The following is a 26,305-nucleotide window of genomic DNA, read 5'->3' as shown; positions in this document are numbered from 1 at the left end:
CCGACCTTGAGGGGCGTCGCCTGGTTGGTGATCTCGTCGGAATCGTCGGGCCCCTTGTGGTCGCCGGTGCGGAATTCTCAGGCCAGCTTGAGATCCTTCACATTGTCCGTGGTGATCTGGTTAGCGAGGAATAGCGCCTACCGAACCAATGCCGCCATAGTCGGTCCAGTTCTCGCCGAAAGCAGGCACCGTCGATCCGGAAGCTGCCGCCGCCCCAGTCATCCCGCTCTCTGGAAACGTGCCGGCGAGATCGTGGGGATCGCGCGAGAGCGAGACGCCGAGCACGATTGCGGCGACGATCAGCAGGAATCCCAGCGCCCATCGCGGGGCCCGCAGGCGAGGCGTCAGACGCGCCGGAATGAACGGCAACAACCAGCCAGACGCCCAGCGGCACGAGCACCCAGCGACCAGAAATCGAACCCGACTTCCCAAATCGCCCAAACCATCGTGTCGAGCAGCAGCTAAGCACCAGGCCCATGATGGCGACAACCACACTCGCAATGGCCACCAGCGGCCTGGCGCGGAACACGTCGCGAGGCGATCTATCGGATTCATGATGCTACTTCAGCGTATAGAGAAACGCCGCGATGTCCCGCGCGTCCTTCTGCGGGATGCCCATTGTGGGCATGGCATTACCCGGCAACGCTTTCTGCGGATCTTCGATCCAAGCGGCCATATTGTCAGGCGAGTTCCGGATGTAGCCCGCGATATAGGTCCGCGTGCCGATCCGATGCAGCGGCGGGCCGACATTGCCGTCCGCGCCGGTAATTCCCGGAATGTCGTGACAGCCGCCGCAATGGTAGTTCTTGACAAGGTCGGCGCCGCGCCGTGCATCACCGTTGAAATTGTCAGGGCCCGCAGCCTCGGCCTTGCCGCAGCCGATCACCGTCAGCCCCAGCAGCGAGGCGATGAGCAGCCGTGCGGCAAAATTGTCCATTCACCACTCCGATTAGGGCTTCTGGCCGAAATTGAAGGTCTTGGTCGCCGACCAGGGATCGGTGGTCGAGACGTGCTCGGTCGGGACTTGCTCGACCTCCGGCGACAGAGGGTTCGCCGAGAAGGTGCGGCCCCATTGGTGGCTCGGCTCATTGCTGATCTTGCCGATGTAGGTGACGAGATCCCAGATCACGCTGTCGGGCAGCACGCCGCCCCAGGCCGGCATGCCGTTCGGGCGTCCCTGGTAGATCGACAGAAAGATGTTCTCGGGCTGCGAGCCGTAGATGAAGGTGTTGTTGCTCAGCGCCGGACCCATGCCGCCACCGCCATTGGGCGCGTGGCAGCCGACGCAGTTGAAGTTGATGTAGTACGTCATCCCGCGCTGCTCGGCGTTAGGATCGCCCTGCACGGGATTCTTGATCTGAGGCGGGTCGGGCTGCGCGCCCGGGTGGAGATGACTGACCGGAACCTGCATAAAGACGCCGGGCCGGCCATTGCCGACGCTGCCGCCGAAATTCGGCCGCGGCCCCAGCATCGGCATCTGAGCCTCCTGCGATTGCGGCAGGGTCTGCTGGGCAACGACGGCACTATGCGGCGCGGCCGCCAGCAGCAGTGATATGGCGCTCGCGCGCAGCGCTGGAGCTGACATCACTCATGTCCTCCCGATGCTGTGACGGGCTGCTCGAGCAGCGGCACACCAAAGCTTCGCAGCAGCGATGCAATCTCGGATCGATGCGCGTCGATGAACGCATTCAGCCGGTCGCGCAAAGCGTGGTCGCCCTTGCGTACGCCCATTGCAATGGCGAACTGGAATTGCTGGGGTGCAAAACCCTCGTAGTCTCGGATCGGATTGACGTTGAGTGGTACCGCTGAGCGTTGGGCGAAATAGCCGCCCAGCGGCCCCCAGGCGGCGGCAACGTCGATCTCGCCGGTCTCGACCGCCTCGATCAGGCGCGCCGGGGGATTTGCCTGGCGATAATCGCCATAAATCGAATAGCCCCTGACATTGTCGACGATGCCCTCTGCGCCGAGCGCCTGCGCCGGCGGCGGATTGTTGCCATCGTCGCCGATCAGATGAACGCCAATCGCAAGATAATGCAATCGCGGGTCGAGCAGCGACGACAGATCGAGTTTGCGGTCTTGCCGGCTGACGAAGACGTAAGTCGAGCGGTAATAGGGCTTCGTCGTCTCCACGAGAGCATAGCCTTCAGGCACGCCCATCACGACGTCGCATTGGCCCACTTTTAGTGTGTTACGGATAAAGCCGCGGCGCTGTGTCCACCAGGTGTAGGCAACCTTCTGGCCGAAGTGTTCGGCCACCATGCTCGCGAGCTTATTCTCGAATCCGGCCTCGGCGCTGTTCGAGAACGGCAGATTGTTCGGATCGGCGCAGACCCGAAATTCGTCCCTCGACGCCGCCGCGCTGGTCGCGAGCCCGGTCAGGATTGCAAAAGCGATGGCACTATTTCGAAGGCGCACGGCTTTGGTCCTCACCATTTGCGCCGCTGAGTTTGAACACCAGCAGCTCGCTTCCGCCCGTCGTATAGAACGGTAAATCCTGCATCGCGCCGCTGAATCCGAGTGCGGCGTTGCGCACGCGGGGATCGACCTCGGCATTGGCGACCACGCCGGGCCAGCCTCCGACGCCCGACAGGATCGCGATGTATTGCTGTCCATCGGAGCCGCGGTAGGAGATCGGCTGGCCGATGAAGCCGGAGCCGGCGCGGAATTGCCAGAGCAGATGTCCGTCCTTGGCATCCACCGCCTTGAACAGGCGGTCCATCGTGCCGTAGAACGCGACATCGCCGGCGGTGACCAGCGCGCCGCTCCAAACCGGCAGCTTCTCGTGGATCTCCCATACCTTCTTGCGCGCAACCGGGTCCCACGCCATGAACTCACCGCGATGGCCGCCAGGGCCGGCATACATGTCGACATCGGCGCCGACATACGGCGTGCCTGCGATGTAGCCGACCTGCGAGGCCTTGAAGTTCATGCAGAGATGCTGATGCGGCACATAGAGCAGTTTCGTCCGCGTTGACCACGCCGTCGGCTGCCAATCCTTGGCGCCCGGCGCGCTCGGGCAGATGTTCTCGACGGTCTTGCCGACCAGCGGCGTCTTCTCCTCGTTCGGGATGATCTTGCCGGTCTTGAGATCGATACCGTTATACGCGTTGACGAATTCATAGGCGTCCGCCGAGATCACTTCGCCGGTGGCCCGATCCATCACGTACATGTAGCCGTTGCGGCCGGGATGGATCAGCACCTTGCGCGGCTGACCATTGAGCTCGAGATCGACCAACACGTTCTCGTTGACCTCGTCATGATCGAACAGATCATGCGGATTGAACTGGTAGGCCCACTTCGCACGGCCGGTGTCCGGATCCCTGGCGAAGATCGACGCGCTCCAGAGATTGTCGCCGCTGCGCTGATTCGCGTTCCACGGACTCGGATTGGCGGTGCCGTAATAGATCAGGTTCAGCTCGGAATCATAGGAGATCCAGCCCCAGACCGTGCCGCCGCCGGTCTGCCAACGATCTGCGGGCCAGGTTTTCACGCCGAGATCAGCACCCTTCAGATTGTCATAGAACGGCTTGAAATCCCCGGCGATCAGCACGTCCTTATCGGGTCCTGTCGAATAGGCGCGCCAGGCGATCGCACCGGTGTTCTCATCCAGCGCCGTGACCCAGCCGCGGACGCCCATTTCGCCGCCGCTGTTGCCCACGAGAATCTTTCCCTTCACCACGACGGGAGCCATCGTGATGGTCTCGCCCTTGTTGATCTCGCCGAGCTTGGTGTGCCAGAGTTCCTTGCCGGTCTTGGCATCGATCGCGACGGTATGGTTGTCGAGCGTGTTGAGGAAGACCTTGCCGTTGTCGAAGGCCAGGCCGCGATTGACGACATCGCAGCAGGCGACACCGGCGGCCGCAGGCTCCGGCTTCGGCGCGTAGGACCATTTCAGTTCGCCGCTCGTCGCATCCAGCGCGAACACGCGGTTGGGGTAAGGGCCTGCATAAGGGCCGACCACATACATGGTGCCGTCCACCACGAGTGGCGCTGCCTCTTGACCGCGATCGGCGCCAACCGAGAACGTCCATGCAAGCTGCAGGCGAAAGGCATTGCTGGTGTTGATCTGGTCGAGCTCGCTGTAGCGGGTGTTGGCGTAATCGCGCGCCGCCATCGGCCATTGGCCGGGGTCCTTCATGCGGCTGGCCAGATCGCTCTGTGCCAAAGCGGATGACAGCAACGCACCGAATGCGCAAAGCACGCAAAGCACCAGCGTGAAAGAACGCACTAACATAGGTCAAGATCTCCACGGCAGTGACGAGGCCGTGCCGCGTTGGAGGCCGGTCTGCGAACGTACAAACCTTGCCCTTCCGCTTGGTTCCAAAGCGGCGATGGACGAGCTATCTCACCACGGTGCCAGAGACGCCCGCGCCAAGATCGACCGCGATCTGGTCCTCCTTGCCGTTGCACTTGGGGTGCCCGAAGCCTGACGGGCTTTTGCCGTCGGGACCGATGTCATAGATGATCGCGTCCTTCATGTTCGGGCTGACGCCAGCGGGCACGCGGTCGAGCCCGAGCTGGTGACGCACGCGCCAGGCGACATTGTGATCGGCGCAGGAAGTGTCGCCGCTGATGCCGAGCGCACCGGCGATGCCGTTGCCGTCATAGAGCGCCAGCCCGCCGCCGAACGCGATCACCCCGCCCACGGGCTTGCCGACCATCGGATCATGGGCCGTCCCGAAATCGTCAGGGCTGCCGGCATAGAGGGTTTCCGGCGAAGGTGGGTTGCTAAAAGCGGCGCCGAACAGGAACCCGCCGGGTTGCGCGCCGGCGTAGAGATTGGCGCTCGCCATCGCCTTGTCCTTCAGGCTGAACGCGTTCGCCGTGTTGGCCTTCTCCGCTGCGATCGCCCGGCTGCCTGGCCATTGATCATCAGCCTTGCTGCCGCTGTAGGCGATCGCGCAGACGATGCCCTGCCGGTTGACAACAGCAGCCCATTCGTTGTTGTCGAGGCCGCCATTGGTCGGGCCGCCGCCCGGCTTGACGCTCTTCTTGAGGATGTCGGCGAGCTGATCATGGTCGACCGGACACGACATTGCGGGTCGCGGCTGGTCTTGCGCAATTAGGCTCGCGGGCATCGACAATGCCGCGCTCAGGATCGCAGCTGTCGCCATGATGGATCGTTTGCCCATGTGACCTCCCTTCGGTGTCGCAGTCAGCAGGCGAACGTTCGAACGGAAGTTGCAGTTCCTATGCGAGAGGCGCTCATCCCGGATGCCGGATGGGGGCGAGCGGCGCATGGCTATCGTTCACTGTCAGCCAGCGATGCGCAAAGAACAGCGCCGCGCCGGTGTAGAGGATGCCCATGGGCACCCACATCAGGATGCCGGCGAGCTGCTGATCTTCGAGCGGCGAGAGGCCAAATTCGCCGGCGAGCGCGCCCTGGCCGGGAATCCAGAGCCGCGGCGAGATGGTCAGCAGCGCGCCGAGCACGCCGGAATGCAGGATCGTGATGAACAGACAAGCGATGGCGATGCCGTCGCGAATCCGGCTGCTGCGGCCCTGTCCGCGGCCATGCAGCAGCACCCACCAGAACAACAGGGCGGTCGCGAAGAAGCTGACATGCTGGAGGCGGTGCACGGCAGAATCGGCGAGCGCCCACGCATAGAGCGGCGGTGCATGCCAGGCCCAGAGCGCCGTCCCATGCAGCGCCGTCACGCTCACGGGATGGCTGATGAAGCCCCAGGCGCCTGCCACCGGCACCAGATTGAGGAAGCGCCCGGCCGCAGGGCGAAACGACGCCGGCAGGCTCCACAGCAGCGGACCGTTGATCCGGGCGTAGGCCATCAGCGGCGCGGCGACCACCATCAGCAGCTCATGCTCGACCATATGCGCAGCGAACAGGCGCTCGCCGAGCCAGTGCAGCGGCGATGTGATGGCGAGCGCGGTGACCAGCCAGCCGGTCCAGAATGCGGTCACCTGGCGGAAGCTGACGCCGCGGCCGCCGCCGGCCTGCCGCCAGAGCCGCTGCGTGCCGACATAGAAGGCGATGCCGACGAGGTAGAGCGGGGACAGCAGCCAAGGATCGTAGCTCCAGAGCGATCTGGCATCGACGTCGGAAAGGCCGTGGGCGCGTGCCGGCTGCGCCAACACGGCAAGCAGGAGTGCTGCGATGCTCAGCGAAGGCATGGGCTGATCAAGAGCGAAGCGGCCAGCTGGTTCGCAATCACGAGCGCAAACAGCGCGCCGGTGCCGACGCCGATCCAGGCCATGAATGTTCTGGGTCCGCCACCTTGCGCGTCGGTCCATTCCGCCCCGGCGCTGCGCCGGACTGCGCGAGCCGATATGGCCGTGCCCACAAACGCGACAATGGCCAGCACGAGGCTGACAATCGCACCGCTGATGCGCGTGGTCTCGCAGGAGAAATGCGCAAGCACGTAGATGCCTTGCAGGTTGAGCCCCCAGGCGATGGGTCCGAGCGCCACCCCGGCCCAGTACAACAGTCGCGAACGTTCGTCAGCTTCGGTCATAGGCGCGGCACCCAATCGAGCAGGACGTAGAGCGGCAGCCAGGCCAGCACGACGAAGTTCCAGTAGAACACGTTGTCCGTGACGTCGCTGAAACGCCTTGGCTGGGCATGGCGCGTGAACATCAGCACCGCCAGCACGACCGTGTCGCCGACATCCGTGGCAAGATGGGTCGTGTGCAGTCCGAGGATCAGCCACACGATGGAGCCGTAGGCGGAATTGTCCCAGCGCGTGTTGAGATGGGCGAACTCAAAGCCGCGCAGCACAAGGAGTGCGATGCCGATCAAGGCCATCACGATCAGGCAAATGCGTGTCGTCGCGAGATCCTGCCGGTGCGCAACGCGGCTGGTATATTCATTCGGGATGATGCTGAGCAGATAGAGCACGGTCGCGGCCGTGCCGGGCCAGAGGTCGGGAGGCGGGGCGCCGATCGGCCAGGTCGGGTTGACGGCGTAGAGATAGAGATAGGCGCCGATGGCGACGGCAAAGCCCATGCCTTCCAGCGCCATGAAGCCCATGGCGCCCCACCAGGGGCCGCTGCGCGGACCGAAGCCGTAGGTCGGCAGGTCCGAGACGTTGCGCACGATGGTCTGCCTCACGCCTCATCCTCCTTGCTGCCCGTTGGCCAGAACCAGCCGATCAGAGCAACGGCCATTGGCGGCGTGCCCCAGAGCACGGCCCAGGGTGTGAAGATTGATCCTATGAAGAAGATCGTCGTCGCGATCGCCGTGAGCAGCGGCCAGATACTTGGCTCGGGCGAGGCCTCTCGGATCTGCGGCTCGGCATCCGCCAGCGAGGTCACGAGCACCTCGCGCCGGTCCGCGCTGAGGCCGGCGACCACGGGCAGGCTTTCGTTATCAGCCCAGAGAGGATCGCGGTGCTTGACCACCGGAATGCGGTCGAAATTCTGGGGCGGGGGTGGCGACGAGGTCGCCCATTCCAGCGTCGAGGCATTCCAGGGATTGTCGCCCGCTAGCTCACCGTTGCGCAGGCTGTAGATCACATTGAGCAGCAACAGGACGAAGCTGAGCGCAAAGACCAGGGCGCCGCCGCTGGACACGAGATTCAAATGCGCCCAGTCCATGTCGGCGGTGTAGGTGTAGACCCGGCGCGGCATCCCGATCAGCCCGAGAATATGCATTGGGAAGAACGCAACGTTAAAGCCGATGAAGGCGAGCCAGAAATTCCACTGCCCAAGGCGTTCGCCCAGCATGCGCCCGGTGATCTTGGGAAACCAGTAGTAGACGGCGCCGATCAGCGGGAAGACGGCGCCCCCGATCAGCACATAATGGAAGTGAGCGACGACGAAATAGGTGTCGTGCACCTGGGTGTCGATCGGCACCGAGGCCACCATGACTCCAGAGAGGCCGCCGAGCACGAAGATCACGATGAAGCCGATCACGAACAAGAGCGGCGTCCGGTAGACCGGCCGCCCGTCCCACAACGTCGCGAGCCAGCAGAATATCTGCAGTCCGCTCGGCACCGCGATCAGCATGCTGGAGGCCGTGAACAGCCCGGCGCCGAGCTGCGGCAGGCCGGTGACGAACATGTGGTGGACCCAGAGACCGAACGACAGCAATCCCGTCGCGATCAGCGACAGAATGACGATTGGATAGCCGACAACCGGCCGGCGCGTGAAGGTCGCGAGGATCGCCGAGACCATGCCGGTGCCCGGAATGAAGATGATGTAGACCTCGGGATGGCCGAAGAACCAGAACAGGTGCTGCCAGAGCAGGGGATGTCCGCCGGATGAGGAGTCGTAGAAGCGGGTGTTGACGAGGCGGTCCAGGATCAGCGATGTCGATGCGACCATGACCGAGGGCATCGCGAACATCACGAGGAAAGCCGTGACCAGCATTGCCCAGACGAACAGCGGAATGCGGTCGAGCGTCATGCCGGGCGCGCGCAGCTTGAAGACGGTGACGACGATCTCGACGGATACCGCGAGCGCGGCGACCTCGGTGAAGGTGATCATCTGTGCCCACACGTCGGCGCGCTTGCTTGGCGTGAATTGCAGGTTGGAGAGCGGAACGTAGGAAAACCAGCCGACATCAGGGCCGACATTGAGTATAAATGAGATCCAGAGAAAAGCACCGCCGAACACAAACATCCAATAACTGAAGGCGTTCAGGCGGGGGAAGGCGATGTTGCGCGTGCCGACCATCAGCGGCACGAGATAGACGGCGAACGCCTCCATCACAGGCACGGCGAACAGGAACATCATGGTCGAGCCGTGCATCGTGAAGATCTGGTTGTACTTGTCTGCCGAGAGAAACGTCTTCTCGGGGCCGGCAAGCTGAATGCGCATCAGGACCGCAAGAAGGCCGCCCAGGATCAGGAAGGCGAATGCGGTCACGATATAGCGGCGGCCCACGATCTTGTGGTCGACCGACATCAACGCGCCGAGGAAGCCGGAGGGGGTGCGCCATACGCGCTCAAGCTGTGTCGACAGCTGAAAGCCGTTCAGGACGTCGTCCCGCAACTCGCGTGGTTCAGCGGCCATGCTCACTTGAGCTGCTCCAGATAATGAAGGATCGCGATGAGCTCGTCCGATTGCAGCGGCATCTTCGGCATGAGATTGCCGGGCTTGATGTGCTGCGGATCGGCGATCCAGGCGCCGAGCGTCCCCGGGGTATTCGGCAGCGTTCCTGCCGCGATCGTCGTGCGGCTGCCGATATGAGTGAGATCCGGACCCAGCTGTCCGCCGGCGAGGGTGCCGCTAATGTTGTGGCACAGGGCACATCCACGTGCCTGGAAGAGAGCCTGGCCCCTTTTGCCGAGCGGATCGGCAGGACTACTCGCACTCTGGTTTTCGTGATCGCGCCAGCGACCGAACTCGTCAGGAGGTAGTGCAATCACCGCAAACGCCATGTGGGCGTGCTGGAGCCCGCAGAACTCAGCGCATTGTCCGCGATAGACGCCGACGTTCTTTGCCGTGAATTGCAGTTCGTTCTTCTGGCCGGTGATGAGGTCCATCTTTCCGGTCAGGCTCGGCACCCAGAAGCTGTGGATTACGTCGGCAGATTCCAGCTCGAGCTTCACCGGTTTGCCAGTCGGGATCCGGATCTCGTTCGCGGTCACGAAGCTCTGGTGCGGGCTGTCAGCCTCATAGCGGACCTCCCACCACCATTGGTGGCCGATGATCTTTAGCGTTAGGGCGTTCTCGTCCTTGGCAAAGACGGTGCGCTGGCCGGCATAGCTGACGAAGGAGAGGCCCAGGACGATCACGGTGGTCGCAATGCCGAGCCCGAGAATGACGCGTCCTGTGCGCTCCTCAAACGGCTGATGCAGGTCGAGCGGTTGATCGATCGAACGCTTCCGACGCAACATTCCCAAGCCGAGCACGATCACGACAGCGGCCCAGACGATCGCCGCGACAGCAAGGAAGATGAAAAGCGTGTACCGGATTTGCTCCGACTGAAAGCCTTGTGGATCAAGCGCCGACTGTTGGCCGGCGCACGCGGCAAACGGCCAGGTCGTGTATAACACCAGAACCATTCGCACCCAGACCTGCATGGACGCTTCGCCGTACTCCGCTGCACAGGCGGAACCGGTGAATCCTACTAAGGTTCCTATTTGTTGATCGATAGATGCGCGCGCTCAGCCGGGAGGGACCGTCTCCAACGTCGGCCATCGTTCGGCGAATTAGAAGGGCCAACCCTTGGCAGCGATTACGATGGCCGCGTCTGCCGCTGCCATCAGCAAGAGGACGGCGAGCACGGCGATGATGGCACCCGGCTGGGCAAGCACACGCAGCGCTTCGAGCATGTTTAACTCCAGAATGCTATTGTTCCGGAACGGAAATTTTCCGGTGACCGGGAAGTTCCTATTGGGAGTGATGGGATGGCCCCTCTGCACCGGAACGAAGGCTCAAGTCCGCGCAGTCCCTCATCAGTTTGAGGATTACACGTGCCACGCTATCACTTTGATCTGGTGGATCGAAATGCGGGCTCTCGAGGCAGGAGGTGCTGAGTTGCCGGATAGCATCAAAGCCCTCAATGTCGCCGAAGAGATTGCGAAGCGTCTGCTGAAGGAGCGGCCGATCTCAAGGGCCGCTTAGGGAAGGCACCGGGGCAAGTGTCGCCGATTCCGTCCAGAAGCTCCGCTACTGCGATAGTCGCCACCTCAGGTGAGACCCCGGGCAGCGGCGACCCTCGAGCAATGTCGAAAGCGCGATCACGAGCGTACGGATCCGTGTCGGTCCTGCACCGTGCTCTTCGCACTCGCGGATGGCGCCAGCTTCCAAAAACACCGATCGAGCCCGGCCTTCGATCGTGCGATAAGCAGCGCATCGCTCCCGGAACATCAACATCACGAACTCCAGTGACGCGGAAGGAATCGCCAAGCAAGCCCGTCGTTCCGGCGCATAGCACAGGGATTCGAAATATGCAGGCTCAATCGTGTCCACTTGTCTAGTGAGGGGCTGTGAACAGCTATTGTCCCGATTTCATGAGCTGCCACGGGAGAACGAGCACTACATTGATCGTGCGATCAAGGATCTTCGAGGCGATGTTCGAAATGTGCAGCGCGAACTCGTCTTCCATCGCGGCTGCGGCATCCTCGTCTCGTGCATCGTAGAGTATATCGCCACCCACTTCGTCGAACCGGGCAGCTCGGAAGAGCCGACCGAACCGATCAGTACCGACGATCAGCGCCATTCGGGCGCAATCGCTTGGTCTTCGACTGCAGTCGCAATCATAACTCGGCCTAATTTTGTCTGCCGTAGTCGACTGCAAAGGCTTGGTAGCATTGGCCCGGCGTCGTCTGAGTGAACACGATCTCCAATGCGGCGGTCTCCGAATAGCCCTTCGTTTCATCACCGACATTGATGAGACCTACTACGGATGCGCTACTTGTATGTCGAGATGGAACTTACGATGGCGCCAAGTGCTAGCTCAGCGATACAGGCAGGCTAAACTCAAGCAGCCAGGAAGTGGTCCGCTGCTGATGTTGGCTAGAACCTTCCACGGCGTGTTCGCTGGCTTGGCACGTCGCGAAGCTGACGTCGCGGAGCGTTGCACATTTGCAACCCGCGCAGGCGTTCGAGGTAGTAAGCTGCTCGATCAGAATGATCGAAATACATTTCGTGTTTACTTCGACAGGTTTAGGGGACGAAAAGTGTTTGATATCTATCGCAATGGGAAGCGTGACTTGCTCGTTCTAAGCACAGGCTCCGCGATACCCGCGGCTTACTCTGCAAATAAGTGGCGTAAGACCAGAAAAAGGATTCTCAAAGTAAGCGACGAGATCAGGTCAACGGTTCAGCGACAAGGGTATTACGTTCGTAGCTTGCGGGTCACGAAAAAGACGGCAATTTAGTTTCGAGCGCATCGGGGCCGGATCCGTCTCAGTCTCTACAAAATGACTCTCAACCAAACCCCCATCCTCTCGCTCGTCCGCGTTCAGCCGCTCCTTGACCCAACGTGGCTTCGAAGCCATTGTTCGCCGAGTTTCGACAGGCTCTCGACACAATTTGCATACCAAAATACCGACTGCTCGCAACCTCATAACTGTTTGTCAATCGCTTTGGCGTAAATTCTGGAAAGGACATTCTACAGATGGCCAGCGTGGCCATGGTTGTCCTGGCAAGCCTAGTCCGAGGCCTGTCCTGTTGTAGTAGCTGAATTTTTCATCATCTCTTTTTTTTGATTGCGTTACGGCAAAGCAACGCCGACTCGCGAATAGAGAGTTGCGACGATGTCGTCAAAATTTCTGCAGCCCTACGCGAAATCTGAGACAAGCCCCTCGTGCCAAAGATTCTGAGATTGTGGCGAATGTCGCCGCTCTGTTGTCGCAAGTTCAATCTCTCGAAATTCAACCAACAGATGACATCCGTTAGGCCATCTTCATTCTTGAACTCGCGAATGGCTCCGATTGATCGTGGGGCAGACAAAACTGATGAAACGACCAGGACGACTCTTCTGGCTCAGTCGACGAAGATCGATTTGCCGCGCAGGGAGGCGGCGCATTTATTTGGAGAAACTGTGAAATTGGGGATTGCCGATGAGGGGAAACAGTCGAAAGGCGCACCGTGTTCGGTTTGAACACAAGCATACCGTCAGCATCACGGGCGTCGATGGGACGTGGCGACGAAGCTGCATTCTTCTCGATGCCTCTCCAGAGCTTCTCTGATGAAAACATCGAAGCCGAAGCAATGGGCCGAGCAGGAGGTCCGACGATTGGTCAGGCTGGCCCGGCAGGGTGTTGGCGTGTCTAAGATAGCCGCCGATCTGGGCCGCCATGCGGGATCAGTAAGGCGAATGGCGCGGACTATGGGACTACTGGTGAAGAAGTAGTGCGCTGCGAAAATTCCTCGCGGCCCGATACATTTTCGCAGTTGTACGGATTTGTTCGTCGGCTCCATCATAGACCAGTTGATCGAACAGCTCAAAAGAGCTGGAGCTGAATTTGGCTGCTCGCGAGTTGGCTGCCAAGCGAACTGAGTAGCCTCATACCGGGGCTAATGCGGCGCATTTAAGAATTGGCCAACTGCGCCGGACCTCGGGCAGCAGAGGCTGGAATTGGTTTTCAAATGACCGGGTCTATAAACCAAACCCGCGGCCGATCTCCCGCATAAGCCTGATCGCGGCGTCAGTATTGCGCCCCCTGAAGAGCGCTCCATCAAGGTGAGAAAAGATGTCCATTCCACCTAGCGCGATAGCAATGCCTCCAAGCATGGTTGTAGATGCTGAGAAAGTTCAAAACGGCCCCAGCCGCAGGATGGGGTAAGCAGCCGGGGCCGGCATTCCCATTCCATGTGCCGCATCGGCGGTGGGCGGCACGCTTCAAGCTTAGGCACAGAGGAGCTAACGAACTATTTCGCAAGACGCGATCCTCTGGGCGCGCTCGAAGGCATGGCTTCGGCCACATCATCGGCCAAAATGAGGATGGGCGTTGGGCTTCTTCCCAACCCGCTCGCGGCCGCGGCGCTCAATTTGTCTGCCGCTTTTGAACCGCAGCCTGGTCGATCAGGAAATCGTCCAATTTCCGGCCGCCTCGAAGCTGCGGCCGCAGCCACCCAGGCAGCCTGCCGCGACCCGACCATGTCTCCGCCGGGTTCTTCGGATTGCGATATTTGGGACGAACGGGCGGGTATGGGCGGCGCTTACGATCGAGCGGTGTGGCCTTGTCGGCGAATCTGATCTTGTGAAGCCGTTCTTCCAATTGTGCTTTTTGCACTAACATTTTCTGAGTGAGGCTGGCGGTGACCTGTTGGTGAAGTGTCCAGAGTTCGTCAAGGGAGAGCGAATTGAAGTGCTCGGTGTTCATGGATCCGATCCGAATTCTCGGGAGGAGGCCCAGGCAGACAAGTCGGGAATGAAGGAGCGGGCAAGCCAGCAGCTAAATATTAGCCGTACAATCCACATTTAAATGCGGAAGGTAGCAGGGACAAAGGCGCGACGGCGGTAATATCATGGCGGAGCATTTAATTCGGGGCGAGGGGCGACCCTCGCTGACGGCCGGCAGACCGGTATCATGACATCCACAAACTTACCGACACTGAAGCGGTGTATCTAATGCGCCCACCGCGCGATCAATGAGTTCACGCTGATATAGCCGAATTGCCAAACGTACAAAGGTTCCGCACGCCCGCACTTGGTTTGGCACTGCCTCAGGCGTACATTTGATTTACGAGGACGGTCCCCTTTTGGATGGGACTGCCAGCATGCGGTACAAAGTGTTCGTGGTTGACAGCAGCCGGCGCGTGATCTGCGCCGCAAAGCTTGACTGCATTGACGAGCAGGCGGCGAGACGTCGAGCCGAGCAAATGTGTTGCGAGCACGACGTGGAGCTTTGGGAAACTGATCGGCTCGTTGCTGTGTTTCAAGGTGCAATGTCGAACGGAAGCGACTCCGCCCCGAATAGACTGCCCATTTCGCCCCCGAGTTAGTTCACGGCTGTTGCTCTGCCGCCGGGTTTAACACGCCGTCTTCTGCCTATTGTTCTCGCTTCTGCGTGTCGGAGCTTACTTCGAAGCTTCTCCACTTCTCTAAGCTCCGCCACAAGCGCTTGGCGTCGTTCATTCAGAACAGCACAATTATAAATCTGACGCATACTGGACATGACCTGTCTCAAAATATGACTTGCAGTAAGAAGTCAATGAAAAGAGAAAGGACGAGATCGCTCGGCCGAAGCTCAGTGGGCCAAAGCCGCAGCCGCCAGATGCTCCCAGTACTCTGCCTCAGCGAGCAGTTTCCAGCTTCTCTCAGGTTGGCGCGCGGCAGTCTATCGGCTAAGCAACGCCATTGCGCGAAAGCGGCGGGCAGCTTCCATTCCGGCCTCCCATGTTTTCCCCAAAGATATTTTTCAATTTTGAGGTGGAGTCATCATGATTATCAACCATAATCAAATTTATCGTTTAATGGCGTCAATCTGATTAATGTCGACAATCTGACCGGAGCTACTTTCGGTTCAGCTTCGCATCCGTTTCGAATGCTGCTTGCTAGGGCGCGTCGAAACGCATCTGCGCGCCATCGCGCGCGTACGAGAAGCGTGGTTTGGTCAGCTTCGCACAAACCAAGCCAAAGCCGTAAGTAGATAACCTTCCATCCTCAACTTGACGTCTCGTTGCCGGCCCCGTTTGGTGACTCCAAGCTAAGGCCCTACGTGAGTCGGGGGATTCATGGAACGGGAGCGGTTGCAGAGCATGTCTGTGGAGGAGCTGTGGCAACTGCACACGCTAGTCAATGAAATTCTCTCGCTGAGGCTGTTAGCGAAAAAGGAAGAGCTGGAACGACGGCTTGGGCTGCTTAACCGAGGCGAAAACACTTCCTCGACTCGGTTTGATCCGGAGGAGTGAGGTCGCAGAAGTGTTGCCTCCTAAACTAGATTGACAGCCGATTCCGTCGACTTCTGGCCACGGCCAACAGTTGGACCTCGGCGTCATTGAAATCACGGCGCCTGCGGCGGGCCGCTGCTCGATGCCTTGCGGAAATGAGCGCCCTAATGCAATAGCCAGTGATGACGCCGATACTGAATGCGGCTGCCACTCTCAAAGGTAAAGAGAACCGCTCCCTACCAGCGAATGCGGTACCGCGTTGCAGCGTTTCTACCTGGGATTTACCAGGACCCGAACCGCCGAGGCTAGTGCAACGTTCGCGGCCTCGGCGAGCCGGACCTTCTTTCTCAGCCCCTCGAGGTGCTCCATTGCTTTACGCAATCTCACCAGATCGGAGAACATGTGTGCCAGAGTAGGCTTGCGGGGCTTTGGGACTCGAGACTTCTGTTTCATCGAAATGGCTCCCTCCCAGGACCGACGAAGTAGGGGTGGATCGGCAAGGACCGTGCCAGCGGAATCAACCAGTCACGCCAGAGAGCGCGGGAGGGCCGGCGGGGTCACCGCGTCGGCAGCCGGTCAACCATGTTCGCCAAGACCTTCGGCGGCAGCCCAATCCCCGAGAGCTTCCAGGTCGTCCCGTCGAGATGCATGCTGACGCTACCTGCGTCCCGACTGTCGCCAAGCTGCAACGCAAACTCGACAGGCTTCACTACGGTGATCCGTCCGGCGAAAACGAAGATATTGGAGATGTCGAGCTCGGCCAATGACGATATCGTTCCGAAGGTGATGTTCTCCGCGCCGTTGCGAACAGTGCCGCTCTTTAAAAGGGCGGACAGGTTGTCCGGCGTCATGAGCTTGATCGCGAGGTCATCGGCGATTGTTGCACCGAACGCGTTGATCGCCATTCGCTCGAATGGGCTCACCGGCCGCCTTTGGGCGAGTCGATCGAGGTAGGTGGACATAATCTGATCGACCAGGGAATGGCGGAGACGCTGCAAATCCGTCCGGGCCATGAATTGAGCGGTCGCTCCGAACGGCCGAAACGAGATCCAACGCGGAAACGAAAGCCGATCCGGCATACACCACAAGGCAGAGCACGAGGACCGCAACGATGCCTAGGAGCCACTTCATGGAGCGGCAATCGAGGCGACCGGGCTTTGTTCCTGAAGCTGACCGAGCCGGTGTTCATCGTTAGCAGCAAGGTCAATCGAAGGACCGCCAATTGTGCCCTTACAGGTTTGGACAAACTGGCCGTCAGGGAGCGGGCACTCGGCGTTTGCCTGAAAACGCTTGGGCACCGGCGCTGCCCGCCTCTTTGGCGAGCCGGCCGCGCAGCAATGCGAGCACGGCGGCTTCCTCGGGCTTGAGATTTTCCACCCCATTCCGAAGCTCGGTCTCGGCTTGTGACTTGACCTGGAAGACCAGGTTGCCGTCCAAGTAGCAGTTCAGCACCTCCGGGTGGATGTAGCACTTCCTGCAGATCGTGGGCGTGTTGCCGAGCCGTGCGAAGACTTTTTCGATCGCACTGCGAAGATTGCGCTTCGCCTGCGCGGCGCTGTCAAAGCTCTCAAGTTCACTCAGCGCCATGGCCGCCAGCACCGTCCCGGCCCAGGTTCGGAAATCTTTGGCTGTGATGTCCTTCCCTGTGATTTCATTGAGGTACTTATTCACGTCGGTTGACGTGACATCCCGGCAATTGCCTTGTTCGTCGATGTACTGAAGCAGCTCCTGCCCGGGTAACTCCTGACAGGCCCTGATGATCTTAGCGACGCGTCGGTCTCGTACACGCAATGACCACTGCTTGCCGCTCTTGCCTGTGAAGCGGAAACGCACCTCGTTTTTGTCGACCGCGACGTGCCGATTCCTCAGCGTGGTCAGGCCATAGCTGTTGTTCTGCCGGGCGTAATCATCGTTCCCTACGCGGATCAGCGTGGACTCCAGGAGATGCACGACCGTTGCCAGAACTTTTTCCCGCGGCAGGCCGCGCAATGCCATGTGCTCGCGAACGGTTTTTCGGATGGAAGGCAGCGCGTCGGCAAACGCAACCACATGCTCGTATTTCGTGCTCTCCCGCACCTCACGAAAGCGCGCATGGTAGCGATATTGCTTGCGTCCCCTTGCGTCACGACCGGTTGCTTGGATGTGGCCACTCGGAAACGGGCAAATCCACACGTCAGTCCAGGGGCGGAATCGCCAGTGCCCGGATCCGCTTCAGCGCGTCGGGCTCGATGAGCCTTGAGCCATCGGGACGAAGGTAGCTGAAGCCGGTCCCCACCTTCTTGCGCCGAATACCCGGTCGTTCGTCGGAAACATATCTGAGGCCCGCAGATTCGGCGGCATCCCGCGGGTCGACGATCGGCTCCGGGCTATCAGGTGGCTCGACCAGCAACACACCAGCTCCTTTCGTGCGTCAAATGAACTGTTGCGATGAACGGCGGTTCCATAGTTTTGATGGAGGCATAATGGCCTGAGCTGTCTGATCTCAAGCCTAAAGGAAGTTAATGTTAGCAATAGCGATGGTCGGCGCGGACGAAGCAACGGCGTGCGTCGGGTCATCCGGCTTTGTGGTGGCGCGCGCCGCGCTTTGCAGGGGGCCGTTTCCCCGTGCCGCGCCGGCCCGCAGGCTCGGCAGGACGCTCGGCGGCAACGCTTCGCCGGAGCGCGTCCATGAGGTTGACGACGTTCTCGCGTGATGGCTTGCTCGGTGGCGGCTGCACTGGGCGTTTCGCCTGCTTCCTGCGCAGGATGTGCACGAGCGCTCTGCGGTAGTGATCCTCCAACATAGCAGGATCGAAATCGGCCAACCTCGTCCGGATGATGTGCTGCGCGAGCTTCATCATTTCGGACGGCAGCTTCATTTCCGGAATCTCGCTGAAATAGTCCGCCTCATTTCGGAGGTCCTGCGCGAAGCGCAGCGTCACGCCGAGAAGGCCGCGACCTGTCGGCTCGAGCAGAACCGGCCGCTCGCGCGAGGACAGCACCACGCGCGCAAGTCCGACAACCCCCTCCCGGCTCATTGCATCTCGAATCACCGCAAACGATTCTTGACCGATCTCCTCGCGCGGCACGATGTAATACGGCTTCTCAAAATGTCGCGCATCGATCTGCCCGGCGGGAAGGAAGCGTTCGATCTGGATCGTGCGCGTATTCTGCGGCCGCGGGAAAGGGACGGTTGCCTCCTGTTCCTCGACTTCATCATCGTAATCGTAGGCGCCTTCGTCGGCCTTGTCGCCAAGGTCGGCGGGAACGGTTGGCGGGCTTATTCGGTGGGGTGGCGGGGCAAGCTCCGCCTCCCCAAGCCCTTGGCGCACGCGTCTCGCCCGCTCGAGGTCTCGGTCCTCGACCAGCAGAAAATCATTCTCACCGACCTCATACCCCCGCGCCTTGTCTGCTGCATCAACGGTTTGGCCCGTGACAGTATCGATCAGTCTGTGTTTGAGGCGATGGCCGGTTCGGCGGTTGACCTGCCGAAAGGAAATACGCTCGGCCGCCGAGATTGCGGGAAAGAGCGCGATAGGACATGAGACGAAGGACAGCTTCAGGTAGCCCTTCCAATAGGGGCGGGAGGCCGGCACCGGAAACTCCAACGCAACAGGGGTACAAACGCCAAGCCGGTAGGCAAGGCCGCGGAATTAACGGCCGGAATGGACGGGAGTTTCAAGCGCTTGGAATCGTCCAGCGTGTCACCGGGACGGCATCGCTCGAAATCCCCCTGATCAGCGGCTCAAGCTGGTCCTTTCCTCCTCACTCGCGGAGCGGAGACCGAAATAGCATTGGTCGGCATGACTGACCTACAGTACTGGTTCGGGGGAGTGCTGGCACAACAGAGACGGAAGCGACAGTTCACGAACAGCGCGTGCGGATCGACTTGATCCGAGTGGTCTGTGCGGCCAACTTAGCTTTCGGAGCCAGTGCTCCGATCTGACTTGCGCCTTGGCACCAGCGTTCGCACGTCATGCAGGCTATAAAGCAACCGAGAAGGACCCTGTGCGCATTCCCGCACCAATCGCCTATATAGTCCTGTACGCGGCGTTCGGCGCCGCATCTCCATTCTGGCCAAATTTTCCAAAACGCGAGCTCTGGCGTCTCAGCAGATCGGTCTGATCCTCGCTGCCGCAATGCTGACGCGGCTCGTTTTCGGACCGGTGGTCTCGGACCGGTGGTTGCTATGCTGGCGGATCGGCTCGGGTCATTGCGCCTCGTGCTCGCGGGCTGTGCTGCCGTGGCGGCCGCAGCAGCCGTCGCATTGCTTTGGGCCGATAAATTCTGGTGGTTGCTTGTTGTCGCGTTGGTTCAGGCTGCCGCTCTCGCCCCCACCACCTCGATCGCCGACGCGTTATCGGTCAATAAAGCGCGGCCTCGGTTCGCGGACAGCCATTTGAGTACGGGTGGATACGGGGCTGCCTCCGCGGCTTTCGCTCTGGGAACACTGATCGCCGGACAACTCGTAAGTCCAGCCGATCTCAGGCCGGTTATCAGGATGAACGCTGCCTTCCTGAATCGCCGCCGCTGGCGCCACTGCATTGCTATCTGGGCAAGCCCGATCGAAGAGGTCGCCGTCCTTTGTTGTGTCAGAGATGAAAGCCCTGATCAGCGTATCGCAGTTTCGCATCATGATCATCGCATCAGCTTTGATCTATGGCAGCCATGCCGGGCACGATGCATTTGCAGTGATCAGGTGGAGCGATGCGGACATCGGCACCTCGGCAATTGGCTTCCTGTGATCGAAGCGGTGGTTTGAAGTGTTGGTGTTCATGCTGGCCGGTCCAGCGCTCCTCGATACGTTTGGCGTGCGTGGCGCGGCTATCTTGCCACCGGGGCGGCGTTCTTTCCAATGGCGGCGATCTGCGTTGTCGCGCCCCCATTCGCCTGGTTTGGCTTCGCCAATGGGAGGGACTGATCATTCGGTCCAGCGAACGGGAGAAGGGCTGCTGGTCTACCTCCGCCGAAAAGCGAAGTCGGACTGCGCATTCTATCTCGCGCCCACGGCCAGTTCGACGCTCGGACGAGATCCTGTTCGACCTAACTGGCGTCGTACCCAACGTGCATCTCATGCTTCCCATCGGGGCCACGTCGGAGCTTCTCGAAGGAGACGGCAGTTAGAAATTAACACCGAGGTCGACGTAGTTTCGAATTTTCAGCTTAGTTGCTGTCGTGATGGCGGGTTTGCGGACAGGTGTCCCGATCGATTCGGCACGCCCTGGATCTCTGATACGGCACAACTTTCGCCTTTGTCCAATTAAGGACCAGTGTGGCTCAGCCAAGGAGCCGGCTTCGCCGAAACATGGAACCGGTCGGTACGAACCTTCTGGCTACCTCCAGCGCGCCATTCTCGCAACATTCCAACGCGATCTTTTGGGAAAGCATAACATCTCCGACCGGCAGATTACCACACGGCATGAAACACAGGCCGCGCGTAGGGCGGCCCTCTTCGTCGATCTCGCAGACGTTCATCGACGCGCCCGCGTAGATCCGATATTGCCTGCCAGTGTCGCCACCGATGACCTCGAAATAGCCCTTCCTCGCAAACTGTGCACGCTGGGCCGACGATAGCCACGTCCGCAAGAGCTGCAACGAGCGCTCCTCCGGAGTTCTCTCGGCGCCGTGTCTGATGAAGAGAGCCCGAATGGCTCTCGCCCGCCGGCGTTCATGTCGACGAGATGACCTGAAGCCCAACATGGCGCGGGCCGATCACCCGCCGACCAGCCTAGGGAAGAAGACGGTTTCTTCCGCGTTCGGGTCAAACGATCGCATTTGCAAAACTTGACCCGGACCCGTGCGGACCGCCGCGGTGAAACCGGCATCGGTCAGTTCGTAAAACCGCCGCTCCGCTTTCGCGAGCTCTCGTGCGTCGTCTGGACTGAAAAAGTGACGGCTGTCACCGGTGCTGTCCATCACGATCTGGATCGCCATGATCGTCTTCCTCGGAATGATGATCGCTAAGGACTTGATCCAAGTATCCGCCCGAAATCGCGAAGTTTCAAGACAAGAAGAGGTCAACGCAACGCCTGGCTACCCCAAAGCAGGCTGGTAATGCCTGCGATAAACCCTGCATCAACAGTGAACCGATCGCCGAGCGGTATTAAATTCCGATCGTGTAAATGCAAAGGCGGGCTGTGGATGGTTGAGCGCTCCGAGCGGAGCACGTGCCGGAGAGCCAAGTAGGAACCAGCGGGAGAAAGGAGATTTAGTGTACTAGATGCATTTCGAAGGGTTTACCAATGGCGATCGATGCTTTTAGAGGAACAACGCCGCTGTTTCTTCCTGAACGTTTTTTCATCGGGCGGCTAGAAGGTTGGGCAGTGCTCGAAAGTCTAGTTGGTGGACTACTGAAGCGGGCAACGATTGCTGGTCACGGCGAACTAGATGCGGACACTGATACAGTGCTGTTCGTCGAGTCATATACGTTTGACGATGGCTATAGCGACACTCTGCATTGGACGATCCGAAAGGGTGAGGAAGGCAAGTACACCGGCTTGGAAAACCGACTGGAAGGTGAGGCCATTGGGGAGCAAGCCGGTTGTGCATTCCATTGGAAATACACGCGCGATACACCGCAAGGGGCCGGTAAATCGTTCAAGCTGAATTTCGACCATTGGTTTTATGCAATCGATGAACGAGCTTGCATGGTCCGCGGCCGTGCTGGCCGTGCTGGCATCCCGTTTGCGACGGCGCACGTCACTTACCGTAAGCTTTAGCTTCGCTTGCGTCCGCCACTGCCACAGGCGAGAGCAGTGAGGGGCTCAGGGAAGATCGAATCGCGAGCGCAGGCATCGGCAACTGACGGCGGACGTTTCCGGGTATGGAACGCCGGGTACGGCTGCAACGGCGGCGTAGTCCTGGCGACACTGTAGAATTGCTCGTGGAGCAACTCCGCTGGCCGATGCGCTCAAACTAAATCATTCCTTCTCGGTGACCTCTAGGCTACGGACGTAATATCCTTCTGAACGGTTGACCTAATTTCGTCGCTTTATTTTCTTTTTCTGCTCGCCAATTGTTTGCAGAGTAAGCCTCCTGTGCTTAGAACGAGCAATTCCCGTTTGCCATTGCGATATACGAGCAAACAGTTTTCGCGCCCGGCTGATCGTATCGAAGTAAACGCGAAATATGTTTCAGTCATTCTGATCGAGCAGCTTACTACCTGCAACGGCTATGCGGGTCGCAATGTGCAGCGCGGGCATCGGTTGCACAGCTCGGGTGCCAGGATCCCTGAAGAAGTTACCATCTTTTTGGTGAATTTTGTTCGAAACCATATTGGCAACTGGGGCATCACGACCATTGCCATCGACGGGTGCCATTGCTGCTGATGATGATCTCATGCGGTTTCTTCGGGATGTCCACCAACGCCTAGACTGAGAGACCTAGAAGGGGGGTCCCTTGCTGGCTGTACAGGAACGTTGCTATCGCCGCACGCTGCAGATCCCATTCCGGACGGGAGCCCGGCTTGCGGCATGCTGCATGTCCAGAAACCCGGCGCGCCATCGTTGCGCCATGGCAGCTTCCGACAAATCGAAGGAGTTTTCGGGACCGGCTTCTTCGCGGCCCGGCCTGTAGCTCAAGAGATAAACCCGGTCGTTGCGATCCAGGCTCTGAAGCTCGCCGCGAAGCTGGCGCGCTTCCGAGGCGTGGCCAAGGCGCTGGAAGGTTTGGTTGCCGTAGGTCAGATCGCTTTTGCGCTCGGCCGCAGCCTCGAATCCGTCAAGCATCTGACCGTCACGCGCAAAGAGATCGACGACGTAGAGCCGGAGTGAGGCAGGAGTCTCGAGAATCGGATCAAATGGCGCGTTCAGCGAGAACCCGCCATCGCCAAAGCCACCGCCCGGCGATCTGCTTGGGAGCGAATTCAGGGATGAATCCGCAACTCGCCAGAATATGATCGATTTCGATCCGATCCGACGCAGAGTCGAACATCACGGCGTCGCCGTTTTCGAGGTCCGTGGCGCAGATCGTGATGCGAGGATCACCATCATTCAGACGGCTGAAATCGATCAGCTGGCGAAGGCGTTCTCGCGTAGGGCTGAGATCATACAGGCCGCTGAAGTGAGATGCCGGAATGGGCAGCCGGGGCTGGAAGAACCCGCTATGCCCGAACAGGCGCGTATTGATCGAGCTCAGCCACGCGAAAAGATGGCGACTTTCGTTCGTGTTTGCGGAGGGGACGCCTGCCTGCCAGTAGCTGCGCAAATTCCGCAGTCGATCGGCACTTGGGCTTCCCGCGATCAGTGCGGCCGTGATCGCGCCCGCCGATGAACCGCTCACCCAGTCGATCGGCAGCGCGAGACCGGACAAGGCTTCGAAGACTCCGCCATGATGGGCACCAAGGCCCAGACCGCCGGAGAGGACAACGGCGGTAAGGCATCGCTCGGGAGTCATGATGCGGCTCGGCTTAGTGGAATGTTCAGCTAGGACAGCCACAGCTTCAAAGCCAGCCTACCGGTACCCTCTATAACGCCGCGCATAATAACGCGGATTGACCCCGCAATAGGCGTTCGTTCCAGATGCGCTCGCCATGCACTGAGCATAACTCGCAAATTGGCAATTGCCGGGATAGCCCCAAATACGGCCCTGAAGGCAATAGCGATCCTGTGCGACGGCGTCCGTCGAAGCGCCGAAGCTCGCCACGAGCGCAGCGGCGGCGGCAGCTATGAGTAAACGATGCCTCATCCGAATCTCCATTTCGACATTGAGCGCCGGCTTTGAAGCGGCGTTCCAAATGCTCCTCAATCCGCATTTGAGTTCCTTGGCAAGGGGCGTCTGCTCTCGGCGATCCGGGCGAGGTGGCCGTGTCGAGACTGGTCTATCTAGCCAGACAGAGGTGTGTCTGCGATATCCAACAGTGCGCCAAGACCCTGCCGCAGGCGGCGCGTCGCGATGTTATCGTTGGCAAGCCCAAACACCAACAGGGATCGCCCGGTCACCGCGTAGGCATGCTCGAACTCAAACTCGACCATCCGCGCGTCCGGCTGGTTGGTGTCGATCAGGCCCAACCAACTAAGGCCGTCGGCCACCGCCGGCAAGGTGAAGGTCACGACGTCATGGTGCGCATTGTAAACCAGCAGCATGGTCGCATCAGAGCCGCGGCGCTTGATTCCGGTCTCCTGCGCGCGTCCGTCGAGCAGCATCCCGAAGCACTTGGCATTGCCGTCCTGCCATTGCTCCGTAGTCATCTCCTCGCCGGATGGTGAAAGCCAGGTCACGTCCTTGACGTCGAGCTCCTCATTGTGCGAGCCAACCAGGAAGCGACTGCGGTACAGAATGGGGAATGCTTTGCGTGTCGCGATCAGCTTTCGCGCAGATTCGCGCAGGTTGCGGCCGTTCGCGGTGATGCGCATCCAATCGAGCCAGGTCGTTTCATTATCCTGGGCATATGCGTTGTTGTTCCCCTTCTGGGTGTGCCCGAACTCGTCGCCGGCCAGCAGCATGGGTGTGCCATGGGAGAGCAGCATCGTCGCGAGCAGATTCCGTTTCTGGCGCTCGCGCAAGGCCGTGATCTCGGGATCGTCGGTCGGACCCTCGACGCCGCAATTCCAAGAATGGTTGTTGCTGTGACCGTCGCGATTGTCCTCGCCATTCGCCTCGTTGTGCTTGTCGTTGTACGAGACGAGATCATTCAGATTGAAGCCATCATGCGCAGTGACGAAGTTGACGCTGGCCCACGGCCGGCGGCCGCGCTTATTGAAAAGATCACCCGACCCCGAAATGCGTTTGGCAAAGTCGGCTATCTTGCCGGGATCGCCCTTCCAGAAGGCGCGCACGGTATCCCTGAACTTGTCGTTCCACTCCGCCCATCCCGGCGGAAACTGGCCGACCTGATAGCCGCCCGGGCCGATGTCCCAGGGCTCGGCGATCAGCTTGACGCTGGAGAGCACGGGATCCTGGCGGCAGGCATCGAGAAAGCCGCCGCCTTCGTCGAAGCCGTAAGGCTCTCGCGCCAGGATGGTTGCGAGGTCGAAACGAAAGCCGTCGACTCGCATCTCAGTGGCCCAATAGCGCAAGGAGTCGGCGACCAGCTGGAGCACGCGCTGATGCGAGAGGTTCACCGTGTTACCGGTGCCGGTATCGTTGATGTAGTAGCGCTGTTTGTCCGGCAGCAGGCGGTAATAGCTGGCGTTGTCGATGCCTCTGAATGATAGGGTTGGGCCGAGTTCGTTTCCTTCCGCGGTGTGATTGTAGACGACGTCGAGAATGATCTCGATGCCATGGGCATGGAACTGGTTGACCATGGTCTTGAACTCGTTTGCAAACGGCGTCTTCAGGTAGCGCGGCTCCGGTGCAAAGAACGCGATGGAATTGTAGCCCCAGTAGTTGCGCCGGCCTTTCTCGACCAGATAGCTGTCGTCGACGAAAGCATGGATCGGCAATAGCTCCGCAGTGGTAATGCCGAGAGAGCGCAGATAAGCGGGAACCTCCGAATGCGCGAGGCCCGAGAACGTGCCCCGGTCTGCTTCCGGAACGAGCGGATGCAACTGGGTAAACCCCTTGACGTGCATTTCGTAGATGATCGTTCGCTCCCACGGCACTTCCGGCTTGCGCGCCACGCCCCAGGTGAAGGCCGGATCGATGACACGGCACTTCTGCATCAAAGGCGCACTGTCGCGGCCGTCGAAGGAGAGGTCCTTGTCGGCATGGTCGAGCTGGTAACCGAACAGCTCTGGCCCCCAGTGCAGATGCCCGACCAGCTGCTTGGCATAGGGATCAAGCACGAGCTTGGTGGGATTGAACCGGTGTCCCGCGTCGGGTTCGTACGGACCATGGACGCGGTAGCCGTAGACGGTCCCCGGACGGGCAGAGGGCAGATAGCCGTGCCAGACTTCGTCGGTATATTCGGGGAGTTCGATCCGCTCCAGCTCGGTCTCGCCGGTGTCGTCGAACAGGCAGAGCTCAACTTTGGTGGCATGGGCCGAAAACAGTGCGAAGTTGACGCCTAACCCATCCCAAGTGGCGCCTAGCGGAAACGGCTTGCCCTCGGTGATCCGGGAGCGGCGCAGGCTTGAGGCCGCCCGTGTCAGGGCGTGGTCTGAATGTCCTGGTTGATCCATTTTCGCCCCCGAACTAGCCC

At 60.2% G+C, this 26,305-nt stretch carries 25 protein-coding genes and 1 pseudogene; 4 read left to right on the top strand and 22 right to left on the bottom strand.

Annotation, left to right across the window (positions count from 1 at the left end):
• Window positions 1-120: 120 nt before the first annotated feature.
• The 13 genes from P6U29_RS32895 to P6U29_RS32835 all read right to left on the bottom strand — a co-directional run bounded on the left by P6U29_RS32895 (window position 121) and on the right by P6U29_RS32835 (window position 11,125).
• A complete protein-coding gene (locus P6U29_RS32895; RefSeq protein ID WP_407114466.1) occupies window positions 121-372 on the bottom strand; it encodes a hypothetical protein in 252 nt (83 codons plus the stop codon).
• Window positions 373-559: 187 nt separating this feature from the next.
• A complete protein-coding gene (locus P6U29_RS32890) occupies window positions 560-937 on the bottom strand; it encodes a c-type cytochrome (RefSeq protein WP_407114465.1) in 378 nt (125 codons plus the stop codon).
• Between the two features lie 12 nt (window positions 938-949).
• The gene (locus P6U29_RS32885; RefSeq protein ID WP_407114464.1) at window positions 950-1,585 is read right to left on the bottom strand and encodes a c-type cytochrome; all 636 of its coding nucleotides are present in this window, start codon (window positions 1,583-1,585) and stop codon (window positions 950-952) included.
• Window positions 1,585-2,433 carry a substrate-binding domain-containing protein gene (locus P6U29_RS32880; protein ID WP_407114463.1) on the bottom strand — a complete coding sequence of 283 codons (849 nt, stop codon included), beginning with the start codon at window positions 2,431-2,433 and terminating at the stop codon, window positions 1,585-1,587. The genes P6U29_RS32885 and P6U29_RS32880 overlap by 1 nt, the downstream gene beginning before the upstream one ends.
• Window positions 2,399-4,234 (bottom strand): methanol/ethanol family PQQ-dependent dehydrogenase, encoded by a 1,836-nt coding sequence (locus tag P6U29_RS32875; RefSeq protein ID WP_407114462.1) that lies wholly within the window; start codon window positions 4,232-4,234, stop codon window positions 2,399-2,401. Before P6U29_RS32875 ends, P6U29_RS32880 begins: the two co-directional genes overlap by 35 nt.
• Before the next feature lie 106 nt (window positions 4,235-4,340).
• The gene (locus P6U29_RS32870; protein ID WP_407114461.1) at window positions 4,341-5,132 is read right to left on the bottom strand and encodes a GlcG/HbpS family heme-binding protein; all 792 of its coding nucleotides are present in this window, start codon (window positions 5,130-5,132) and stop codon (window positions 4,341-4,343) included.
• Window positions 5,133-5,205: 73 nt separating this feature from the next.
• Window positions 5,206-6,129 (bottom strand): cytochrome c oxidase assembly protein, encoded by a 924-nt coding sequence (locus P6U29_RS32865; protein WP_407114460.1) that lies wholly within the window; start codon window positions 6,127-6,129, stop codon window positions 5,206-5,208.
• Entirely contained in the window at window positions 6,117-6,470 is a 354-nt protein-coding gene (locus P6U29_RS32860) for a hypothetical protein (protein WP_407114459.1), read from the bottom strand. Before P6U29_RS32860 ends, P6U29_RS32865 begins: the two co-directional genes overlap by 13 nt.
• The gene (locus P6U29_RS32855; protein ID WP_407114458.1) at window positions 6,467-7,066 is read right to left on the bottom strand and encodes a cytochrome c oxidase subunit 3; all 600 of its coding nucleotides are present in this window, start codon (window positions 7,064-7,066) and stop codon (window positions 6,467-6,469) included. The genes P6U29_RS32860 and P6U29_RS32855 overlap by 4 nt, the downstream gene beginning before the upstream one ends.
• Window positions 7,063-8,970 (bottom strand): cytochrome c oxidase subunit I, encoded by a 1,908-nt coding sequence (gene ctaD / locus P6U29_RS32850; RefSeq protein WP_407114457.1) that lies wholly within the window; start codon window positions 8,968-8,970, stop codon window positions 7,063-7,065. Before ctaD ends, P6U29_RS32855 begins: the two co-directional genes overlap by 4 nt.
• A 2-nt stretch (window positions 8,971-8,972) precedes the next feature.
• Window positions 8,973-9,983, bottom strand: coding sequence for a cytochrome c oxidase subunit II (gene coxB, locus P6U29_RS32845; protein WP_407114456.1), 1,011 nt, complete (start codon window positions 9,981-9,983; stop codon window positions 8,973-8,975).
• A 129-nt stretch (window positions 9,984-10,112) separates the two neighbouring features.
• Complete coding sequence (locus tag P6U29_RS32840; protein ID WP_407114455.1) at window positions 10,113-10,235, bottom strand: hypothetical protein; 123 nt, start codon at window positions 10,233-10,235, stop codon at window positions 10,113-10,115.
• 665 nt (window positions 10,236-10,900) lie between these two features.
• Entirely contained in the window at window positions 10,901-11,125 is a 225-nt protein-coding gene (locus P6U29_RS32835; protein ID WP_407114454.1) for a hypothetical protein, read from the bottom strand.
• A 460-nt stretch (window positions 11,126-11,585) separates the two neighbouring features.
• Here P6U29_RS32835 and P6U29_RS32830 point away from each other — a divergent pair, with 460 nt between their 5' ends.
• Window positions 11,586-11,786 (top strand): hypothetical protein, encoded by a 201-nt coding sequence (locus P6U29_RS32830; protein ID WP_407114453.1) that lies wholly within the window; start codon window positions 11,586-11,588, stop codon window positions 11,784-11,786.
• A 1,611-nt stretch (window positions 11,787-13,397) separates the two neighbouring features.
• Here the strand turns inward: P6U29_RS32830 and P6U29_RS32825 are convergent.
• The 4 genes and pseudogenes from P6U29_RS32825 to P6U29_RS32810 form a co-directional block, all read right to left on the bottom strand.
• Window positions 13,398-13,736, bottom strand: coding sequence for an H-NS family nucleoid-associated regulatory protein (locus P6U29_RS32825; RefSeq protein ID WP_407114452.1), 339 nt, complete (start codon window positions 13,734-13,736; stop codon window positions 13,398-13,400).
• Between the two features lie 2,067 nt (window positions 13,737-15,803).
• The gene (locus tag P6U29_RS32820; RefSeq protein ID WP_407114451.1) at window positions 15,804-16,259 is read right to left on the bottom strand and encodes a hypothetical protein; all 456 of its coding nucleotides are present in this window, start codon (window positions 16,257-16,259) and stop codon (window positions 15,804-15,806) included.
• Window positions 16,260-16,500: 241 nt separating this feature from the next.
• Window positions 16,501-17,632 (bottom strand): annotated as a pseudogene (locus P6U29_RS32815) (DNA topoisomerase IB).
• Window positions 17,633-17,798: 166 nt separating this feature from the next.
• On the bottom strand, window positions 17,799-18,821 hold the full coding sequence (locus tag P6U29_RS32810; RefSeq protein ID WP_407114450.1) for a Ku protein: 1,023 nt from the start codon (window positions 18,819-18,821) through the stop codon (window positions 17,799-17,801).
• A 593-nt stretch (window positions 18,822-19,414) separates the two neighbouring features.
• Between P6U29_RS32810 and P6U29_RS32805 the strand changes: the two genes are divergently transcribed.
• Entirely contained in the window at window positions 19,415-19,987 is a 573-nt protein-coding gene (locus tag P6U29_RS32805) for a hypothetical protein (protein WP_407114449.1), read from the top strand.
• 950 nt (window positions 19,988-20,937) lie between these two features.
• Here the strand turns inward: P6U29_RS32805 and P6U29_RS32800 are convergent.
• On the bottom strand, window positions 20,938-21,159 hold the full coding sequence (locus P6U29_RS32800; RefSeq protein ID WP_407114448.1) for a hypothetical protein: 222 nt from the start codon (window positions 21,157-21,159) through the stop codon (window positions 20,938-20,940).
• 308 nt (window positions 21,160-21,467) lie between these two features.
• On the opposite strand from P6U29_RS32800, the gene P6U29_RS32795 reads away from it, so the two are divergent.
• Complete coding sequence (locus tag P6U29_RS32795; protein ID WP_407114447.1) at window positions 21,468-21,944, top strand: DUF3833 family protein; 477 nt, start codon at window positions 21,468-21,470, stop codon at window positions 21,942-21,944.
• Window positions 21,945-22,358: 414 nt separating this feature from the next.
• On the opposite strand, the gene P6U29_RS32790 is transcribed toward P6U29_RS32795, so the two are convergent.
• Window positions 22,359-22,565 carry a hypothetical protein gene (locus P6U29_RS32790; protein ID WP_407114446.1) on the bottom strand — a complete coding sequence of 69 codons (207 nt, stop codon included), beginning with the start codon at window positions 22,563-22,565 and terminating at the stop codon, window positions 22,359-22,361.
• Window positions 22,566-22,697: 132 nt separating this feature from the next.
• On the opposite strand from P6U29_RS32790, the gene P6U29_RS32785 reads away from it, so the two are divergent.
• Entirely contained in the window at window positions 22,698-22,997 is a 300-nt protein-coding gene (locus P6U29_RS32785) for a hypothetical protein (protein WP_407114445.1), read from the top strand.
• Between the two features lie 22 nt (window positions 22,998-23,019).
• Here P6U29_RS32785 and P6U29_RS32780 read toward each other — a convergent pair whose 3' ends face one another.
• The 3 genes from P6U29_RS32780 to glgX all read right to left on the bottom strand — a co-directional run bounded on the left by P6U29_RS32780 (window position 23,020) and on the right by glgX (window position 26,285).
• Entirely contained in the window at window positions 23,020-23,619 is a 600-nt protein-coding gene (locus P6U29_RS32780; protein ID WP_407114444.1) for a patatin-like phospholipase family protein, read from the bottom strand.
• Between the two features lie 57 nt (window positions 23,620-23,676).
• Window positions 23,677-23,910: a DUF3551 domain-containing protein gene (locus P6U29_RS32775; RefSeq protein ID WP_407114443.1), complete on the bottom strand. Its 234-nt coding sequence runs from the start codon at window positions 23,908-23,910 to the stop codon at window positions 23,677-23,679.
• Window positions 23,911-24,047: 137 nt separating this feature from the next.
• On the bottom strand, window positions 24,048-26,285 hold the full coding sequence (gene glgX, locus P6U29_RS32770) for a glycogen debranching protein GlgX (RefSeq protein ID WP_407114442.1): 2,238 nt from the start codon (window positions 26,283-26,285) through the stop codon (window positions 24,048-24,050).
• Window positions 26,286-26,305: the final 20 nt, after the last annotated feature.

It is taken from the genome of Bradyrhizobium sp. LMG 9283 (genome assembly GCF_045571415.1).
Classification (GTDB): Bacteria; Pseudomonadota; Alphaproteobacteria; order Rhizobiales; family Xanthobacteraceae; genus Bradyrhizobium.
Note: the sequence above shows the minus strand (reverse complement) of the source record. Positions and strands in the feature narration are given on the sequence as shown.

Excerpts from the sequence above, each read along its gene's own strand:
- P6U29_RS32890 (WP_407114465.1), bottom strand. The coding sequence starts at position 937 with ATGGACAATTTTGCCGCACGGCTGCTCATCGCCTCGCTGCTGGGGCTG.
- P6U29_RS32885 (WP_407114464.1), bottom strand. The coding sequence starts at position 1,585 with ATGTCAGCTCCAGCGCTGCGCGCGAGCGCCATATCACTGCTGCTGGCG.
- P6U29_RS32880 (WP_407114463.1), bottom strand. The coding sequence starts at position 2,433 with ATGGTGAGGACCAAAGCCGTGCGCCTTCGAAATAGTGCCATCGCTTTT.
- P6U29_RS32875 (WP_407114462.1), bottom strand. The coding sequence starts at position 4,234 with ATGTTAGTGCGTTCTTTCACGCTGGTGCTTTGCGTGCTTTGCGCATTC.
- P6U29_RS32870 (WP_407114461.1), bottom strand. The coding sequence starts at position 5,132 with ATGGGCAAACGATCCATCATGGCGACAGCTGCGATCCTGAGCGCGGCA.
- P6U29_RS32865 (WP_407114460.1), bottom strand. The coding sequence starts at position 6,129 with ATGCCTTCGCTGAGCATCGCAGCACTCCTGCTTGCCGTGTTGGCGCAG.
- P6U29_RS32860 (WP_407114459.1), bottom strand. The coding sequence starts at position 6,470 with ATGACCGAAGCTGACGAACGTTCGCGACTGTTGTACTGGGCCGGGGTG.
- ctaD (WP_407114457.1), bottom strand. The coding sequence starts at position 8,970 with ATGGCCGCTGAACCACGCGAGTTGCGGGACGACGTCCTGAACGGCTTT.
- coxB (WP_407114456.1), bottom strand. The coding sequence starts at position 9,983 with ATGCAGGTCTGGGTGCGAATGGTTCTGGTGTTATACACGACCTGGCCG.
- P6U29_RS32840 (WP_407114455.1), bottom strand. The coding sequence starts at position 10,235 with ATGCTCGAAGCGCTGCGTGTGCTTGCCCAGCCGGGTGCCATCATCGCC.
- P6U29_RS32835 (WP_407114454.1), bottom strand. The coding sequence starts at position 11,125 with ATGGCGCTGATCGTCGGTACTGATCGGTTCGGTCGGCTCTTCCGAGCT.
- P6U29_RS32825 (WP_407114452.1), bottom strand. The coding sequence starts at position 13,736 with ATGAACACCGAGCACTTCAATTCGCTCTCCCTTGACGAACTCTGGACA.
- P6U29_RS32820 (WP_407114451.1), bottom strand. The coding sequence starts at position 16,259 with ATGGCCCGGACGGATTTGCAGCGTCTCCGCCATTCCCTGGTCGATCAG.
- P6U29_RS32805 (WP_407114449.1), top strand. The coding sequence starts at position 19,415 with ATGCTGGCGGATCGGCTCGGGTCATTGCGCCTCGTGCTCGCGGGCTGT.
- P6U29_RS32800 (WP_407114448.1), bottom strand. The coding sequence starts at position 21,159 with ATGGCGATCCAGATCGTGATGGACAGCACCGGTGACAGCCGTCACTTT.
- P6U29_RS32795 (WP_407114447.1), top strand. The coding sequence starts at position 21,468 with ATGGCGATCGATGCTTTTAGAGGAACAACGCCGCTGTTTCTTCCTGAA.
- P6U29_RS32790 (WP_407114446.1), bottom strand. The coding sequence starts at position 22,565 with ATGAGATCATCATCAGCAGCAATGGCACCCGTCGATGGCAATGGTCGT.
- P6U29_RS32785 (WP_407114445.1), top strand. The coding sequence starts at position 22,698 with ATGCTGCATGTCCAGAAACCCGGCGCGCCATCGTTGCGCCATGGCAGC.
- P6U29_RS32780 (WP_407114444.1), bottom strand. The coding sequence starts at position 23,619 with ATGACTCCCGAGCGATGCCTTACCGCCGTTGTCCTCTCCGGCGGTCTG.
- P6U29_RS32775 (WP_407114443.1), bottom strand. The coding sequence starts at position 23,910 with ATGAGGCATCGTTTACTCATAGCTGCCGCCGCCGCTGCGCTCGTGGCG.
- glgX (WP_407114442.1), bottom strand. The coding sequence starts at position 26,285 with ATGGATCAACCAGGACATTCAGACCACGCCCTGACACGGGCGGCCTCA.